Source organism: Corynebacterium variabile, assembly GCF_006539825.1.
Taxonomy (GTDB): Bacteria; Actinomycetota; Actinomycetes; order Mycobacteriales; family Mycobacteriaceae; genus Corynebacterium; species Corynebacterium variabile.
Window position 1 is genome coordinate 1 of sequence record NZ_BJNT01000011.1, and the last position, 15,649, is coordinate 15,649.

General features: G+C 68.9%; 16 protein-coding genes and 1 tRNA gene. 6 read left to right on the top strand and 11 right to left on the bottom strand.

Going from position 1 to position 15,649, the window contains the following annotated elements:
• Window positions 1–126: 126 nt before the first annotated feature.
• Window positions 127–471, bottom strand: a complete 345-nt coding sequence (locus CVA01_RS07175) for a VOC family protein (RefSeq protein ID WP_014010082.1) — start codon at window positions 469–471, stop codon at window positions 127–129.
• Between the two features lie 78 nt (window positions 472–549).
• On the opposite strand from CVA01_RS07175, the gene CVA01_RS07180 reads away from it, so the two are divergent.
• From CVA01_RS07180 to msrB, 3 genes are all read left to right on the top strand, one after another.
• Window positions 550–621 (top strand) — tRNA-Val (locus CVA01_RS07180).
• A gap of 142 nt (window positions 622–763) precedes the next feature.
• Window positions 764–2,197: a glycosyltransferase family 87 protein gene (locus CVA01_RS07185; RefSeq protein ID WP_141329663.1), complete on the top strand. Its 1,434-nt coding sequence runs from the start codon at window positions 764–766 to the stop codon at window positions 2,195–2,197.
• The gene (msrB, locus tag CVA01_RS07190; protein WP_041630032.1) at window positions 2,194–2,625 is read left to right on the top strand and encodes a peptide-methionine (R)-S-oxide reductase MsrB; all 432 of its coding nucleotides are present in this window, start codon (window positions 2,194–2,196) and stop codon (window positions 2,623–2,625) included. The genes CVA01_RS07185 and msrB overlap by 4 nt, the downstream gene beginning before the upstream one ends.
• A gap of 25 nt (window positions 2,626–2,650) precedes the next feature.
• Here the strand turns inward: msrB and hemQ are convergent, their stop codons facing one another.
• Genes hemQ through hemE form a run of 3 tightly spaced genes read right to left on the bottom strand, consistent with a single transcriptional unit; the run spans window position 2,651 to window position 5,951 of the window.
• The gene (gene hemQ, locus CVA01_RS07195; RefSeq protein WP_141329665.1) at window positions 2,651–3,370 is read right to left on the bottom strand and encodes a hydrogen peroxide-dependent heme synthase; all 720 of its coding nucleotides are present in this window, start codon (window positions 3,368–3,370) and stop codon (window positions 2,651–2,653) included.
• A gap of 11 nt (window positions 3,371–3,381) precedes the next feature.
• Window positions 3,382–4,779, bottom strand: a complete 1,398-nt coding sequence (gene hemG, locus CVA01_RS07200) for a protoporphyrinogen oxidase (RefSeq protein WP_174775620.1) — start codon at window positions 4,777–4,779, stop codon at window positions 3,382–3,384.
• A gap of 26 nt (window positions 4,780–4,805) precedes the next feature.
• Window positions 4,806–5,951, bottom strand: a complete 1,146-nt coding sequence (gene hemE, locus CVA01_RS07205) for a uroporphyrinogen decarboxylase (RefSeq protein WP_141329669.1) — start codon at window positions 5,949–5,951, stop codon at window positions 4,806–4,808.
• Between the two features lie 100 nt (window positions 5,952–6,051).
• Here hemE and CVA01_RS07210 point away from each other — a divergent pair, with 100 nt between their 5' ends.
• Window positions 6,052–6,741, top strand: coding sequence for a DUF3000 domain-containing protein (locus CVA01_RS07210; RefSeq protein WP_141329671.1), 690 nt, complete (start codon window positions 6,052–6,054; stop codon window positions 6,739–6,741).
• A 5-nt stretch (window positions 6,742–6,746) separates the two neighbouring features.
• Complete coding sequence (locus tag CVA01_RS07215) at window positions 6,747–8,126, top strand: HRDC domain-containing protein (protein ID WP_141329673.1); 1,380 nt, start codon at window positions 6,747–6,749, stop codon at window positions 8,124–8,126.
• Here CVA01_RS07215 and dxs read toward each other — a convergent pair.
• The 5 genes from dxs to dut all read right to left on the bottom strand — a co-directional run bounded on the left by dxs (window position 8,067) and on the right by dut (window position 13,421).
• Window positions 8,067–9,944 (bottom strand): 1-deoxy-D-xylulose-5-phosphate synthase, encoded by a 1,878-nt coding sequence (gene dxs, locus CVA01_RS07220; protein ID WP_141329675.1) that lies wholly within the window; start codon window positions 9,942–9,944, stop codon window positions 8,067–8,069. The two genes, CVA01_RS07215 and dxs, sit on opposite strands and share 60 nt — an antisense overlap.
• 19 nt (window positions 9,945–9,963) lie before the next feature.
• The gene (locus tag CVA01_RS07225; protein ID WP_141329677.1) at window positions 9,964–11,304 is read right to left on the bottom strand and encodes a class I SAM-dependent RNA methyltransferase; all 1,341 of its coding nucleotides are present in this window, start codon (window positions 11,302–11,304) and stop codon (window positions 9,964–9,966) included.
• Entirely contained in the window at window positions 11,301–12,002 is a 702-nt protein-coding gene (locus tag CVA01_RS07230) for a DUF3159 domain-containing protein (RefSeq protein ID WP_244938192.1), read from the bottom strand. Before CVA01_RS07230 ends, CVA01_RS07225 begins: the two co-directional genes overlap by 4 nt.
• Window positions 11,999–12,895: a DUF3710 domain-containing protein gene (locus tag CVA01_RS07235; RefSeq protein ID WP_141329679.1), complete on the bottom strand. Its 897-nt coding sequence runs from the start codon at window positions 12,893–12,895 to the stop codon at window positions 11,999–12,001. The genes CVA01_RS07230 and CVA01_RS07235 overlap by 4 nt, the downstream gene beginning before the upstream one ends.
• A gap of 67 nt (window positions 12,896–12,962) precedes the next feature.
• Complete coding sequence (gene dut, locus CVA01_RS07240; protein WP_014010094.1) at window positions 12,963–13,421, bottom strand: dUTP diphosphatase; 459 nt, start codon at window positions 13,419–13,421, stop codon at window positions 12,963–12,965.
• 23 nt (window positions 13,422–13,444) lie between these two features.
• On the opposite strand from dut, the gene CVA01_RS07245 reads away from it, so the two are divergent.
• On the top strand, window positions 13,445–14,053 hold the full coding sequence (locus CVA01_RS07245) for a DUF3093 domain-containing protein (protein WP_014010095.1): 609 nt from the start codon (window positions 13,445–13,447) through the stop codon (window positions 14,051–14,053).
• Window positions 14,054–14,166: 113 nt separating this feature from the next.
• Here the strand turns inward: CVA01_RS07245 and CVA01_RS07250 are convergent, their stop codons facing one another.
• Window positions 14,167–14,466 (bottom strand): DUF4193 domain-containing protein, encoded by a 300-nt coding sequence (locus tag CVA01_RS07250; RefSeq protein WP_014010096.1) that lies wholly within the window; start codon window positions 14,464–14,466, stop codon window positions 14,167–14,169.
• Window positions 14,467–14,637: 171 nt separating this feature from the next.
• Complete coding sequence (locus CVA01_RS07255; RefSeq protein WP_141329681.1) at window positions 14,638–15,591, bottom strand: inositol monophosphatase family protein; 954 nt, start codon at window positions 15,589–15,591, stop codon at window positions 14,638–14,640.
• Window positions 15,592–15,649 lie beyond the last annotated feature (58 nt).

The window sequence follows — 15,649 nt, forward strand, 5'->3', positions numbered from 1 at the left end:
ATGCACCGTCTGTGCGGTGCGGGAATGAACTATAGCGGTTCCTCGCATTGGCCACAAACATGCAGGTCACCGGAACTACCGGGGCTCGGTGGCCACACCGGAATCATCCCCTGGATGACATCTCTGTCATTCTGTCTGCCATCCTGTGGCGCGATCACGGTCCCGTCCCGTGCCGGACGACGACTCGGCGACGATCTCCGCCTTGAACCCGGCCGAGTTCTCCAACCATCCTGCGTAGTGGTCCGGCCCACCCACCCAGGGATAGCGCTCCTGATAGAGGGGACGCCATCCGTGTCGGCGGGCCGCACCCACGATCTCATCGACCCTCGCCGGCGATCCCACCCCGAAGGCAAGGTGGTTCAGTCCCGGCGCCCGGCGGTCATGGTCCGGTCCGGAGATATTCGGGGACGTGGTCAGCGTGAGATACGGTCCACCGGCCGTCCACGACTCGACATGATGAAATCCACTCATGGGCCCCATTCTTCCTCTGTGACGTGGGAGTTTGCACAGATGGGTAGGTGAGGTGCTACATTTACTGCCGTTCCCGAGAGTCCCATAGCTCAGTGGAAGAGCGTTCCGTTCACACCGGAAAGGTCGCTGGTTCGAACCCAGTTGGGACTACAGTTCAGACGCCGTTGCCGGCCTACCGGCAACGGCGTTTTCTGTATGCACACACCCAGCACGTACCCCCGTTTCCCGGGTAATACCGACGAAGTCGACCGGGTTGCCCTCCCCAGGGTGATACCCCGATAACATTCACGGCGTGACTGCCTCGACGACGACACCTTCCACAGAGCCCGCGACCGCCCACCCCGCCCCCGTCAGTGGCGGCAAGGCATGCCGGATCCTGACCCGCGCCGCCTGGCCGCTGGCGATCATGACGCTCATCCACCGCGTCGTCATCTCGCCACGCAACGATCGCCCGACCGATGACTTCACCACCGTCTGGTCCGCACTGAACAGGTTCGTCAACGGCACGGCCGTCTACGTCGAGGATTACCACGCCAGCGACGACCCCCACTACCTCTACTCTCCCGGTGGCACTCTCCTGCTCAGCCCGATAGGCATGTTCTCCCAGAGCATGGGCCGCAATCTGCTCATCCTGGCGGACGCAGCCTGCATTCTCCTGGCACTGGCTCTGCTCACTCTCCTGGTGGGACGCCGCCTCACCGGCCCGGTGCTTCCTGTCGCTGTCTTCCTGGTCTTCGCCACCGAGTCCGTGACGAACACCCTGCTGTTCTCGAACATCAACGGTGTCCTCTTCCTGCTCGAGGTCATCTTCCTCTGGCTGCTGCTCGTCGACCGCGGCCAGGCGTCCTGGAACATCCTGCGGGGACGCGGCGACCGCGCGGGTACCTCACCGGGTGCCCCGGGAATCCCCTGGGCAGGCATCATCGCCGGTGTCGCGCTCGGGCTGGCGATCACCGTGAAGCCGCAGTTCATCGTCGTGCTGTTCCTGCCGCTGGTGCGTCGTCAGTGGAGCATCCTGGTCTCCGGCATCATCGTCCCGGTGGTCTTCACCGGTGTCGGCTGGCTTCTGGTGCCGGACACCGACACCTACGTCGACACCCTGCTGCCCTATCTCGGTGAGGTGCGCGATTACGCGAACTCGGCGATCGCCGGCGTCGGCGCCCACTACGGGTGGCCCGGTGCGCTGGTCCTGGTCTGCCAGGCCCTGGCCGCCCTGTGCGTCGCCGTGGCCGTCCTCGGACTGCTGTGGTGGCGCAACTCCGACCCGTTCATGTGGGCGGCGACCTCCACCGCGGTACTGCTGGCCGGGGTCTTCCTCGTCAGCTCACTGGGCCAGATGTACTACTCCATGCTGCTGGTGCCGATGATCTTCACGGTGCTCTGCCGTCGCTCGGTGATGCACAGCGCCCTGATCTGGTTCGGTGTCTACTGCTGCCTGACCTGGGATTCCTGGAAGTCCGACCGTTGGCCGAAGCTCGGCGAGATCCTCCATTACAGCTACGGGACTGTGGGGTGGAGCATCATCGTCGCAGCCTCCGCGGTCACCGTCACCGGCTGGCTGGTCGCCCGCCGGAAAGTGGGTGATCCGGTTGGTGCCGGCGCCCTGGTCCGCGATCTGCTGGGCTCCGGGGCCACGGACGGGGACGCCGGGAACAACTCGGCGTCCGACGGTGCTACACCTGGTAGTGACCAGACCACCGATCAGACTGCGAGGCACCGCCGATGAGTGATTTCAACCTGTCAGACGGAGAGTTCACGGACTTCTCCGCCCTGTCCGACGAGCAGTGGCGACAGCGACTGGAGCCGGACTCCTACCAGGTGCTGCGTCATGCGGCCACGGAGCGGCCCTTCAGTCACGAGTACACGGACGCCGAGACCGAGGGGGTCTACGTCTGCCGCGGCTGTGGCACGGAGCTGTTCCGCTCCACGGAGAAGTTCCACTCCCACTGCGGGTGGCCGTCCTTCTTCGACCCGGCGGACTCCGACGCCGTCATCGAGAAGGTCGACGATTCCCTGGGTGTGAGAAGGACCGAGGTGCTCTGCGCCACCTGTGGCGGGCACCTCGGCCATGTGTTCTCCGGTGAGGGCTACGAGACCCCCACCGACCTGCGCTACTGCATCAACGGGCTCGCACTCGAGCTCCGGGAGAAGTAGCCCGGGACGATTCCGGTCACCGGGCTCAGGGGAGCTCGGTGATGAAGGTGGTGAGGTCCTCCGGGTCACCGTTGACGCGGCGTCCGGTGAAGAAGGGGATCTCCTCACGGACGTGGCGGCGGGCCTCGGTGTAGCGCATCTGGTACATCAGGTCCACGATGCGGTCGAGGGTCGGCGACTCGAAGGCGAGGATCCACTCGTAGTCACCGAGGGCGAAGGCGGGGACGGTGTTCGCCCGGACCTCGTCGAAACCGCGGGCGGCCATGCCGTGCTCGGCGAGGATGGTGCGCCGCTCCTTGTCGGGCAACAGGTACCAGTCGTAGGACCGCACGAAGGGGTACACGGCGATCCAGTCACCGGGCTCCTCCCCCATGATGAACGACGGCAGGTGGGACTTGTTGAACTCCGCCGGTCGGTGCAGGGCGGAGTTCGACCAGTACCCGTCGCAGACCTGGCCGAGGCGGGTCTCCTTGAGGAACCGGCGGTAGGCGCGCTGCAGGTCGTCAAACTTCTCGGCGTGCCACCAGATCATCAGGTCGGCCTCGGCGCGCTGGGCGGTGAGGTCGTAGACACCACGGACGGTGAGTTCCTCGTCGTCGTAGGACGCCAGGAACTCGGCGAACTCCGCGGCGATCTCGGCACGGGCGGCGTCCTCGACGGGCAGTTCACCCTTGCGGACCGTGAACACGGACCACATGGTGTACTGCAGCTTCTCATTGAGTGCCTTGAAATTCAGCTTGGACATGTTTCTCCTGGTCAGGATTGTGAAAGGTCGTCGATGATCTTGAGTGCGGCGTCGCGCCCGGAGTCGGCGCAGGCGGGGACACCCACGCCCTGCAGTACCGATCCGGCCAGTGCCACCCGGGGACTGTCGGCGAGGACGTCGCGCACCGCGGTGATCCGGTCGAGGTGGCCCTCGCCGTAGCTGGGCAGGCCGCCCCACCAGCGCTGGACGAAGGTCTCCACCGGCCGGGCGGTGAATCCGGTGACGGTGGCGAGGTCCTCCACGGCGTAGCCGATGAGGGTCCGGTCGTCGGCGTCGACGAGGCTGGCGTCGGCCAGGGTGCCGAAGCTCGCCCGCACGAACGCCCCACCCCGTTCGGCCAGGTGCGGCCATTTGCGGGAGGAGAAAGTGAACGCCTTGGCGTGGACGCCCGGGGCATCCGTCCCGAGCAGGACACCACTGTTCTGCGGCAGTCCGTCGTCGGTGTCGAAACGCATGCCCACGACCACCGAACTCGCCAGGTCGATACCGCCGAGCAGGGTACCGGCTTCCGGGGCAACGTCACCCAGCAGGACGGCGGCCGTGGGGGCCGGGGTGGCGACGACGACGGCGTCGACTTCCCCGACGGGCTCCAGCCAGAACCGTCCGCGCCACCGGCTCACCGACTCGACCTGGGTGTTGAGACGGATATCGGCGTCGGCGTCCTCGGCCAGGGCGCGGATCAGTGCGCGGTAGCCGTGGACGAAACTGTTGAACACCGGTGCGGGCTTCTCACCGGTCGCGGCGAGGGAGCGCGCGGCGTCCTCCCGCTCAGCCAGCAGTCGGGATACCGCGGTGGACAGCCGTACCGGTTCCCCGGCGGACGCCAGGTCATCGAAGACCGCGGCGAGGGCGGGGACGGTGGCCCGCAGCCCGAGGGAGTCGGCGGACGCCGAGTAGACACCGCCCAGCATCGGTGAGACAAGCCGGGCGACGGCGTCCCCCCCGTAGCGTGACCGCACCAGTGTGCCGACGTTGACGTCGTCACCGACGGACCAGGCGAGCGGCTCGGCGGTGGCTTCGGCGTCGATGCGTGCGGCGGTCTCCGCGGAGACGATGCCGGCGACATCGGCGCCCCGCGCGGGGATGCCCATGATGGTACGGGCCGGGGCGTCCACCATCTGCCCGTCGACGTAGAAACAGCTGTGCAGTCCGGAGGGGACGCGCAGTTCCGCGGAGAGCCCGAGCTCGTCGACGAGTGCGGCGAGCCCGGTCCGGCGGGTGAGGAAGGCCTCGGCGCCCATGTCGACGGGACCGTCGGCGAAGTCCACGGTCTTGAGCTTGCCGCCGAGCCGGTCATAGGCCTCGAGGACGAGGATGTCGGCGTCCGCACCGAGCTGCCGCCGCAGGGTCCGGGCGGCGGTGAGACCGGAGACGCCGCCCCCGATCACGGCGATGGTCGGCGCAGTCGGGGAAGTCACAGCGCATGCACCTCCGCGAAGGCGCGGGTGATGGCGTCCGGGTCAGTTTCCGGCAGTACGCCGTGACCCAGATTGAAGATGTGGCCGGTGGCGTTGCCTGCCGCGATGGCGGCATCGCCCTCAGCGCAGATCCGACGCACATGCCCGGCGATGACCTCGGGGCCGGCGAGCAGGACTGCCGGGTCCAGGTTGCCCTGGATCGCACGCGGGACACGCAGGCCACGGTCACGCAGATCCGCGGTCACCCGGGCGGCGGCGACGTCCAGCGGGGTCTTCCAGTCGACTCCGATGATGTCCGGGCCGACGGCGGCCATCTCGCCGAGCAGTTCGGCGGTGTTGACCCCGAAGTGGATCATCGGCACACCGTAGGGTCGCACGGCGTCGAAGATGCGCTGCGAGTACGGGGCCACGAACTCCCGGTAGTCCTTCAGTGAGAGGAACCCGGCCCAGGAGTCGAAGAGCTGGAGGGCGTCGATGCCGGCCTCGAGCTGGGTGCGCAGGAAGGTGATGACCGTGGGGGTCAGCTTCTCCATCAGTGCGTGCCATGTCTGCGGCTCGGAGTACATCAGCGACTTGGTGATGCCGTGGTTCTTTGAGGGGCCTCCCTCGATGAGGTAGGACGCCAGGGTGAACGGGGCACCGGCGAAACCGATGAGCACCTGGTCGTCCCGCAGCTCGTCGAGCACTCCCCCGATGCCCTCGACCACCGACTCCAGCTGACCGGGCTCCACGGTGGGCAGCGCGGCGATATCAGCCGGGGTGCGCACCGGATGCTCCAGCACCGGGCCACGGCCGGGGACGATGTCGACGGCGACACCGGCGGCCTTGAGCGGGACGACAATGTCGGAGAAGAGGATCGCGGCGTCGGCGTCATGGCGGCGGACCGGCTGCAGGGTGATCTCGGAGAGGAGATCGGGGCGGAAGCAGGAGTCGAGCATCTCCACCCCGGCGCGCAGTTCGCGGTACTCGGGGAGTGAGCGTCCTGCCTGGCGCATCATCCACACGGGTCGCCGGGAGGGGGTTCCTCCGGCGGCTGCGACAAGGAAGGGAGCGTCCGGTGCGGCACGGCGTGCGGCGGTAGCGGCGGCGAGGCCGGCGTCGGTCGGGTTCGCGTCTGGGCTGGCTGAAGTCGGCAGAGTCACAGTCTCCGATTATGCCCCCGGACGGCGGTGTGGGTGTACCCGTCACCGACTCCGGGGGGTTCGGCGCGCCTACCCCTGTTTGGCGACCTGCACCGATAGTGTGCCGGTTGTGAGTCCAGACAGTTCAGCAGACACCGTCACCACTGACACCACTGACACCACTGACACCACTGACACCACTGACACCCCTTCCACCGATGCCCCCGTGAGCTTCCGGGAGGCCGTGGAGTCGATGGCCGCTGCGGATCTCCGGGCGGGGATATCGCTGACGGACATCAGGGCACCCCAGCGGCTTGCCCCGTACAGCCACGCCGTCGGCCTGGAGGTCGACCGGATCACCGCGGCACAGCAGGCCGACGGTTGGGTCGGTGACGGGGACGGGGACGCGTTCGGCCGCCTGATCCTGCTGCATGACCCGGCCGGCGACGAGGGCCCGGGACTGATGCGTCTGGTGGCCTACATCCAGGCGGACATGGATGCGGCGACGGTCGGGGACCCGTTGCTGCCGGACGTCGCGTGGGAGTGGCTGACCGACGGCCTCGACGGCCAGCTGTCCGGCCCGGGGGTGGGCTACAAGGACCTGGGGGGAACGGTGACGTCGACGACCTCGGTGCGCCACGGGGACATCGGGGGTCCACCACGGGCACACCAGCTGGAGATGCGGGCGTCCTGGAGTGCGACGGGAACGGACCTGTCCGGACATGTGGCGGCGTTCTCCGAGGTCCTGGCCTCGGTCGCGGGTCTCCCCCCTGCGGGAGTGGCGGCCCTGCCCTCCCGGGGTGGACACTGAATCCCGTGGAGAACACCGCAGACAACCTGACTGACACCCGCTACCTCGCCTCCCCCCGGGAAGGACTGCCCCCACTCGCCGACACCTCTGATGCCGTCGCCGACGTGGCCGAGGTGCTGGCCACCGGATCGGGCCCGGTCGCGGTGGACACCGAGCGCGCCTCCGGCTTCCGGTTCGACGACCGCGCCTGGCTGGTGCAGCTGCGGCGTGCGGGGGCGGGGACACACCTGGTGGACCCGGCGGTGGTGCCGGACGCCGGGGAGCTGCTGGCGCCGGTGTTGAACGACCTGCCGTGGGTACTGCATGCCGCGCACACGGACCTGCCGGCGTTGACGACGCTGGGGTGGCACACTCCCCTGCTGCATGACACGCAGATCGCCGGCCGGCTGCTCGGCTTCGGGCAGATCGGCCTGGCCGGGATGCTGGAGGAACTGCTGGGGGTGACGGTGGCCAAGGACAAGGGCCGTGAGGACTGGTCCGCCCGACCGTTGCCGACAGACATGCTGACCTACGCCGCGCTGGACGTGGAACTGCTCGTCGAACTGCTGGCCACGGCCATGTCCCGGCTGCGGCGTCGTAGTGAGGCCGAGGGGCTTGACCGTGTCGGCTGGTACCGGCAGGAATGTGACCACGTCAGTGCGGACTGGTCCCGGCCGGTGCAGGCCCAGGACTGGACACGACTGCGGGGCATCGGCGCCGTGCGTGACCCCCGCGGACTGGAGATGGCCCGTCGGCTCACCGATATCCGTACCGAGGTGGCGCGACGCCGCGACACTCCCCCGGAGAAGGTGCTGAGGTCCTCGGTGATCGTGGACATGGCCCGCGCACCGTACCAGGCCGAGGACATGCTCCGTTCGGGACGCGGTGACTCCCGCCGCGGCGTCCGCCACGGCGGACGGGGACGGTCCGGTGGACGCCAGGGCCCGCAGATGTCCCGAGAACTGCAGGCCCGCCTGGTGGCCGGGGTGCGCGATGCACTGTCGGTGGATGCTGCGGTGCTGCCGGACCGGCCTCGGAGCCCCAGAGGACGCCCGGACCACCGCACCTGGGCGAAGGACTACCCGGTGGCGGGTCGGCTGGCCTCCGGTTTCCGGACCGCGGTCGACGACCTCGCCGAACGGCTGGACCTGCACCCGTCGGAACTCGTCGTCTCAGCCTCGGTGCGTTCGGTGGCCTGGGACGCCGCCCAGCTGCTCGAGACGCTGGACGCCGGGCAGGCGTCCGGCTACGCCGAGGACCCCGTCGGATGGGCCGAGGACGCCATGGGCAGTCTTCTTACCGCGCAGGACGCCCGGGCATGGCAGTCAGACCTGCTGATCCCGGCGCTACTTCCCGTGATCGCCGAAGAGATGCCCTGCCCAGTCGAGGACGCGACGGACGACTGACGCCTCGTCAAGGCCGTAGTCGCCCAGCACCTCGTCACGGGTGCCGTGGGTGGGGAAGGTCTGGTCCTCGGCGAGGTAACGCACGGGAGTGTCTACCTCGGCGGTGGCCAGTGCCCGGTGCAGCTGCTGACCGGCACCACCGTGGACTCCGTTGTCCTCGACGGTGATGACCAGGTCGGCGTCGGCCGCGAGGTCCACGACCGGGTCGGCGACCGGCGTCACCCACACCGGGTCGATGAGGGTGACGACGTAGCCGGCGTCGGTGAGGGCCTCAGCCGCCGCGAAAGCCTGTTCAGTCAATGCACCGTAGTTGACCACGAGGATGCTGCGGGCGACTGTGTCCCCGGCGTCCCCGTCTGGTTCGGCGAGGACGTCGTAGTCCGCGGTCTCCCGCAGCGCCGGCACAGCCGGAGGCAGCGTCCCCTTGGGGAAGCGCAGCACCGTCGGCCCGGTGACGCTGGTACAGCGGTCCAGAGCCGCAGTGAGGCGCACACCGTCGCGGGGTGTGGCGATCCTGATTCCCGGCACCACCGCGGTGAGGGACAGATCCCACATGCCGTTGTGACTGGGCCCGTCCGGCCCCGTGATCCCTGCCCGGTCCAGGACGAAGGTCACGGGCAGATGCAGCAGGCCGACGTCCATGAGCAACTGGTCGAAGGCCCGGTTGAGGAAGGTGGAGTACAGCGCGACGACCGGGTGCAGCCCCCCGAGGGCCAGACCGGCCGCGGAGGTGACCGCGTGCTGTTCCGCGATGCCGACGTCGAAGAGTCGGTCGGGGAAGCGCTCAGCGAACTTGGTGAGCCCGGTCGGGTCGGTCATCGCCGCAGTGACCGCGACAATGTCCTTCCGTTCCTCCGCCAGACGCACGAGCTTCCCGGCGAAGACATCGGTCCAGTGGCGGGTCTGCTGCGCCCGGCTCTCCCCGGTGACCGGGTCTGTGACGCCGATGCAGTGCATCCGGTCGGTGTCATCGGCCAGCGCCGGGGCGTAGCCGTGCCCCTTCTCCGTCACAGCGTGGACGATGACGGGTCCACCGTGGTCCCGCGCCCGGCGCAGGGCGTCCTCCAGCGCGTGAAGGTCATGGCCGTCAACGGGGCCGAGATAGGTCAGTCCCAGGTCACTGAACAGGGTCCGTGGACTGACCTCGCCGGCGGGTTGGTGGCGTAGCCCGTGGATCAGGCGTCGGGGGTGCCCGGACGCCGTGCCACGTCCGACACCCCGGTCGCGCAGAGCGGCGAGGGTGTGGGCGAGCCCGCCGACGGTGGGCCGGTAGGACCGTCCGTTGTCGTTGACGACGATGACCACCGGCCGGTCGACACCCTCGGCGATGCTCTCCAGCGCCTCCCAGGCCATGCCACCGGTCAGTGCCCCGTCCCCGATGACCGCGACGACCCGTCGGTCGGTCTGTCCGGTGACGGCGAACGCCTTCGCCAGACCATCAGCGTAGGACAGGGACGCCGACCCGTGGGAGGACTCCGTCCAGTCGTGCGGACTCTCGTCACGGGCCGGATATCCCGACAGTCCGTCACGCTGTCGCAGGGTGTCGAAGAGGTCGCGGCGACCGGTGACGATCTTGTGGACGTAGGCCTGGTGGCCGGTGTCGAAGATGACCGGGTCCGACGGGGAAGTGAAGACGCGGTGGACGGCCAGGGTCAGTTCGACGACTCCGAGGTTGGGACCAAGGTGACCGCCGGTGGTCGAGACCTCTGCCACGAGGAAACTGCGGATCTCCGCCGCCAGCCGCACCATCGTCGGCTCGTCGAGGGAACGCAGATCCGCCGGCGAGGACACGGTCGACAGGATCGGCAGATCGGTCATGGCAGCATCACCTGGACCATCACTCGGTGGCACGGACGTAGTGGCTGAGGACCTCGACATGGTGGGTCAGACCGAAGGCGTCCACCGCGGTCAGGGACACCGGACGGTACCCGGCAGAGGCCAGGGTCGCGGCGTCACGGGCGGCGGTCGCCGGGTCACAGCCGATGTGCAGTACGTGGGCGGGGCGGTGGGCCGCGACCTCCTCGAGGACCCGGTCACCGGCTCCGGTACGCGGCGGATCGAGCACCACTGCCGCCAGTCCCCTGCCGCCGCGCAATTCGGCGATGTGGCTGGCGACATCCCCGGCGACGAAGCGCACGTCCCGGTCAGCGAGTGCCTGCTCCCCGGCGGCGGTGGCCTCGGAGGCGACGTCGACACAGTCGACCTGCGCGCCGGGCAGGGCGGCCGTGAGTGCGGCGGAGAAGACACCGGAACCGCCGTAGAGGTCCCAGGCGGCCGGAGATCCGTCGCCGGGCACTGCGTCTGCTACGCCAGCGTCACCTGCCAGCGTCGAGGTGATCCAGTCACTGTAGAGCTCCGGGGAGGCTACATGAGCCTGCCAGAAGGCTTCCACCGGGACGGTCCAGGTCACACCGTTGACCGCGTGGGTGACGGTGCCGTCACCGCTGAGCACGGTCCGGCGGGTCCGCCGCCGCACCGCCCCGTTACGGCGGCGGTGGTCGCGGCGTCCCCGGGTGGTCTTCCGCCCGGTGGATTCCTTGACCAGCTCCACGACAGACCGCGCCCCGTCCGTACCGACGGCCACGCAGACCTCCGCACCAGGGGTGAGGGTGAAGGACACCAGTTCCTCGGCGAGACCGTCCACAAGCGCCGGGGCCCACTGGGCACAGACCGCCTCGGCGACCGGGATGATCCCGTGACTGCCGGAGCTACGGAGACCGGCCCTGCCCTCGGCATCGACCCCCAGTCGGACCCGGGTGCGGTACCCGGTGAACGGGGCCGGGGACGTGGCGCTCACTGTCACATCCGTGAGGTCGAGGTGCCCGATCCTGGCGAACTGGTCGACGACGACCTGACGCTTCCACTCCAATGACCCCTCGGCGTCCACGAAGTCGAGGTCACAGCAGCCGGCTCCGGCCGCGGCCGCGGCACAGACCGGGGCGACGCGGTGAGCGGAGGGGCCGCCGATCTGTGCGACGTCAGCGAGACGGCCGGTGAGGAACCTCCGCTTGCCGGAGGTCTTCTCGTCCAGGACGACGGGGACGCCGGTCTCGCCGGGCAGTGCCCCACGGACGAAGACGACCTGTCCGGAGCGCTCCCCGGCGTCCTCGCCACACCGTGCAACGGCTGCTCCACCATGGGCGGGACCGGTGATGTCCAGGGTCAGTTGATCGGTCACAGTGATTCCTCGTCCGTTGAGTCTGATTCGGGTGCCACGTGGCGTCCGGTGGATACCGCGGTGGTGTCTTCGCCGCGTTCGGCACGTCCGGCGGTCCGGACCGCCCACACGGTGACCAGGACAACCACCGCGGTGAGGGGAAGTCCCATGAGAATACGGGTGACTCCGAGCGCGCCGACCGCGTCATCCTGGTTGTAAAGCCACTGCTGGACGATGAACCGGGCGAAGAAGACGATCGCCCAGGCGAGGGTGGCCACGGTATAGGCACGCACGGCGGTGCGGTTGGTCCGCCACCGCTGTGTCTCGCCGTTGATGCCGTGCCAGATCAGTCCGACCAGCGGCCAGCGGACCAGGGTGGAGACGGTGAAGACGATGCCGGCGACCAGGGAGTACCAGATGCCGTAGGCGAAATAGCCCTTGGCGTCACCGGTCAGCCAGGCGATGACCGCACACAGGCCCACCCCCATCAGACCGGAGACCGCGGGCATGAGCGTCTCGTGTCGGGCGAGCCGCCACAGGAAGACGGCGATCGACACGGCCACGGCGGCGATGAGGGCAGGGCCCAGACCCCACTTCGCGTTGACCGGGACGAGAACGAGTACCGGGATGACGGTGGAGACCATCCCGGACGTGCCGCCGAGCTGTTCGAGGATGCTCGGTCCGTCGCGGTCGCTGCGTTCCTCGAGTTCTCCGGTCACTCGGAGTCACCCATCTGCCGGGACGCGGTGCCCCCGGTGCGGCGGCGGGCCTGTTCCGGCTGCACCGGTGCATTCCGGGTGGCGTCCCCGGTGGCCTCCGGAGACGCAGCCGGGGCTGACTTCTGCGCCTTCTGTGCCTGGGCCTGCTGCTGCTGGGCGAGGGTGCGCTTGAGCTCGTCGGCCATCGCCTGCGGGATCGCCACCGGCAGGGAGCGACCCGCCGGTGCAGGCTCGGACCCACGGTTGACGAATGTCCGGGAGATGACCTCGTAGGACAGCTCGGCCAACTCCTCAGCCGACGTCGCCGGACCCGCCAGCGTCATCCGCAGCATCCAGCGCGGACCGTCGACACCGATGACGCGGACCACTCCGTCGCCGACGGTGCCGACCAGTTCGACACCCCAGTCATTGTCACGTCGGGTGACCTCCAGTCCGTCGCCCGCCATGCTCTCGGCGAAACCGTCGATGTCCGAGGCCCACTGACCGCCACTGCGGGGAGCCGCGAAGGCCGCCGGGGTGATCCGGCCGAAGGGGGTGAGGATGTGGATCTGGCGGGGGCCTTCCTTACCCATCTCCACCTGGACCTCACCCTTGTGAGGCACCGGGATGAGCATCGAGCCCAGGTCAAGGCCGCCCTTGGCGAAATCGGAGAAGTCGAAGTCCCTGTAGTTGACGGAGTCACCGTCGAAGGGGCCGAAGCTCCCGTTGACCGGGTCGTAGGAGGAGGACGCCGTGCCCTGTGCCGCGTCCTGTGCCCTGCCCTGTGCTCCCGCATCCGCGGCGGGCGCACCGGTCTCCGGAGTGGCGTCGGCGACCGCGCCGGAGTGCGGTGACTCCACCGTCTCGTTCTCGGGGCGGGCGGAGGAGTTCCTGCTCTTACCGAATGGCCACATGGTGGTCGGTCCTTTCCTCGGTACTGCTGTGCGTGCTTGGTGTGCGTCGGTGACTGTGCCGGGCGTGTCAGAGGCCGGTGGAACCGTGACCGCCGGTGCCACGGACCGTGTCTCCGAGCTCCACGGGGCCGGTGACCTCCACGACATCGCAGAGGCTGACCTGCTGGACGAGCAGCTGGGCTATCCGGTCTCCCCTGGTGATCTCCACGGGCTCACGCGGGTCCAGGTTGATCAGACACACCTTGATCTCTCCACGGTAGTCCGCGTCGACGGTCCCTGGGGCGTTGACGATCGACAGACCCTTCTTCCACGCCAGGCCACTGCGGGGGTGCACCAGCCCCACTGTTCCCACGGGAAGCGCGACGGCCAGGCCGGTCCCGACCAGGGCGCGCTCGCCGGGGTCCAGTGTCAGGGTCTCCGCACTGCAGAGGTCGATTCCGGCGTCGGTCGGATGTGCCCGCTGCGGCAGCGGAAGCTCCGGGTCGAGCCGGTGGACACGCAAGGGTTCATCGGGGGTCTCGGTCATGGGCCGTAGTCTACCGTCCAGCTATGTCACCCCTTACGGGCCGTCTATGGTCCGCGTCCCCCGGCGGGCTACACTGTGTGGTTGTGAACGTCCCCGACCAGACAGGACATGACGTGGCCCCGGAACCAGCACAGGAGCCGTCCGGCACCAGTTCCCCCGGATCCGGGCCCGCGGTCCTCTATTCCGAGCGCCAACCGGTCCCGCTGTCGTGGTGGCTCATAGGTATCGGCGTTGCCGCGCTCCTCGCCTGGCAGGGTCAGATGAAGCGGGAATGGTACTGGGGTGCCGTCGTCGGCATCATCGCCCTCGCCGCCGTGATCTGGAGCCTGGTGTACGCCTCCCGCAACCGCGTCATCGTCGAACGTGACGAGACCGGTGAGACCTGGCTACGGGTCGGGGACGCCGCCCTGCCACGCTCGGCGGTGTCCCGGACGGTCCCGGTGCCCCCGACCGCACGTCGTGCCGCAATGGGGCGCCAGCTCGATCCGGCAGCCTATGTCGCCCACCGGACATGGATCCCGGCGATGGCGATGTTCGTCCTCGACGACCCGGACGACCCCACCCCCTACTGGTTGGTGTCCACCGCGGAACCCGAGGAACTCCTCAAGGCGTTCGGCGCCCCGGTCTCCTGATCGGCCCTGATCCGCCGGCACCCCGGTACACAGAGGCCCCTCCACCGTGCGGTGGAGGGGCCTTTCCCGTCCCCCGGGAGATCCGGCACCAGTGTCCGGCGGTGTCGGCAGTGTCAGGCGCAGTCGACGCAGATGTACTCGCCGTTACCCTCGTCCTCCGCGATACGGTTGCGGTGCTGGACCAGGAAGCACACCGAGCAGGTGAACTCGTCGGTCTGGCGGGGGATCACCTCACCGCTGAGCTCCTCCCCGGACAGGTCGGACATCGGAATGTCCAGCGGCTCGACGACCTCCCCGTCGTCGGTGTCGTCGATCTCCGGTTCCGCTTTTTCCGCGGCCTTGAGCCCTTCCAGGGAGTCGGTCTCGATCTCATCTTCCGGACGGGTGCGTGGAGCGTCGTAGTCGGTCGCCATGGTGCTGCCTCCTGAATCCCCGAAAAGGGCATCGTGCATGTGCTGTTGTCGTGGAGTGACTCCCGGAGCAGCGCCGGTCAGAACGCGTTCACCGGGGGTTGTCCCGCGCATACTAAATCAGGCGCGGCCGGTTGTCACTTCACTCCTTGACCACCCCCGCTCCACTCCCCCTCACGCGTTGTCGACCATCCGCACAGAAACCGTGTGACCTGCCAGTTCGCCGGCCACCGACGCAGCAGCAGCAAGCACCCCCACACCGTCGTCGTAGCCGGCGGTGAGTACGGGCATGTGCACCTGGGCACCTGCCCGTGCCGCGATCAGTGCTCCGGCCGCGTGGTCCCACGGGCCGAGACCGTGTTCGTAGAAACCGTCCAGTGCTCCGGCGGCCACCGCGCACAGGTCGAGCGCGGCGGACCCGAGCCGACGGATGTCACGGATATGCGGCAGCAGCTCAACCAGCAGGGCAGCCTGCTGCGCGCGACGCGCGGACGAATAGGAGAACCCGGTGCCCACCAGGGCCTCCGACAGACCGGCGGGTCCGGTGACCGGACCGAGGATCCGGGACCGGGGGTGGACGTCACCACCCGCGGCGCTCTCGGAACCGACCTGCGCGGGTCCACCGACACACGCGGAGAACACCCGGTGGCGGGCGATGTCCGCCCCCGCCACCGGCACGCCGTTGACCGTCGCCGCGACGCTCACCGAACTGGCGGGGACGCCGTAGATGAAGTTCACGGTGCCGTCGATCGGGTCGACGACCCAGGTCACCGCGTCCTCCCGGAGCACCCCGCCGTCCTCCTCCCCCAGGATCGCGTCACCCGGGGCCCGGTCGGCGAGAAACCCCCGGATCAGTTCCTCGCTGGACCGGTCGACGGCGGTGACCGGGTCGACGTCCGAGCTCTTCGTCGCGGCGACGGGCACCCGACCATCGGGACCGACGATGTGGCGCCGTGCCTCACGGACATGGCCGGCAGCCGCCGCAGCGACCGTGACCGCCAGTTGACGCAGGTCTTCCGGGGTACGGTCCCCGATAACGGAGACGACGTCCCGACCGGGGACCTCCGTATCGTCGGCGGTGAGCAGGACATGGGCAGGGGAATTCTCTGGGGTAGACACGCTCCCCATGGTGCCAGCCCCCGCCCCCGGCGTCACCGGATGCGCCGGCTGAGACTCCGGTAGCATC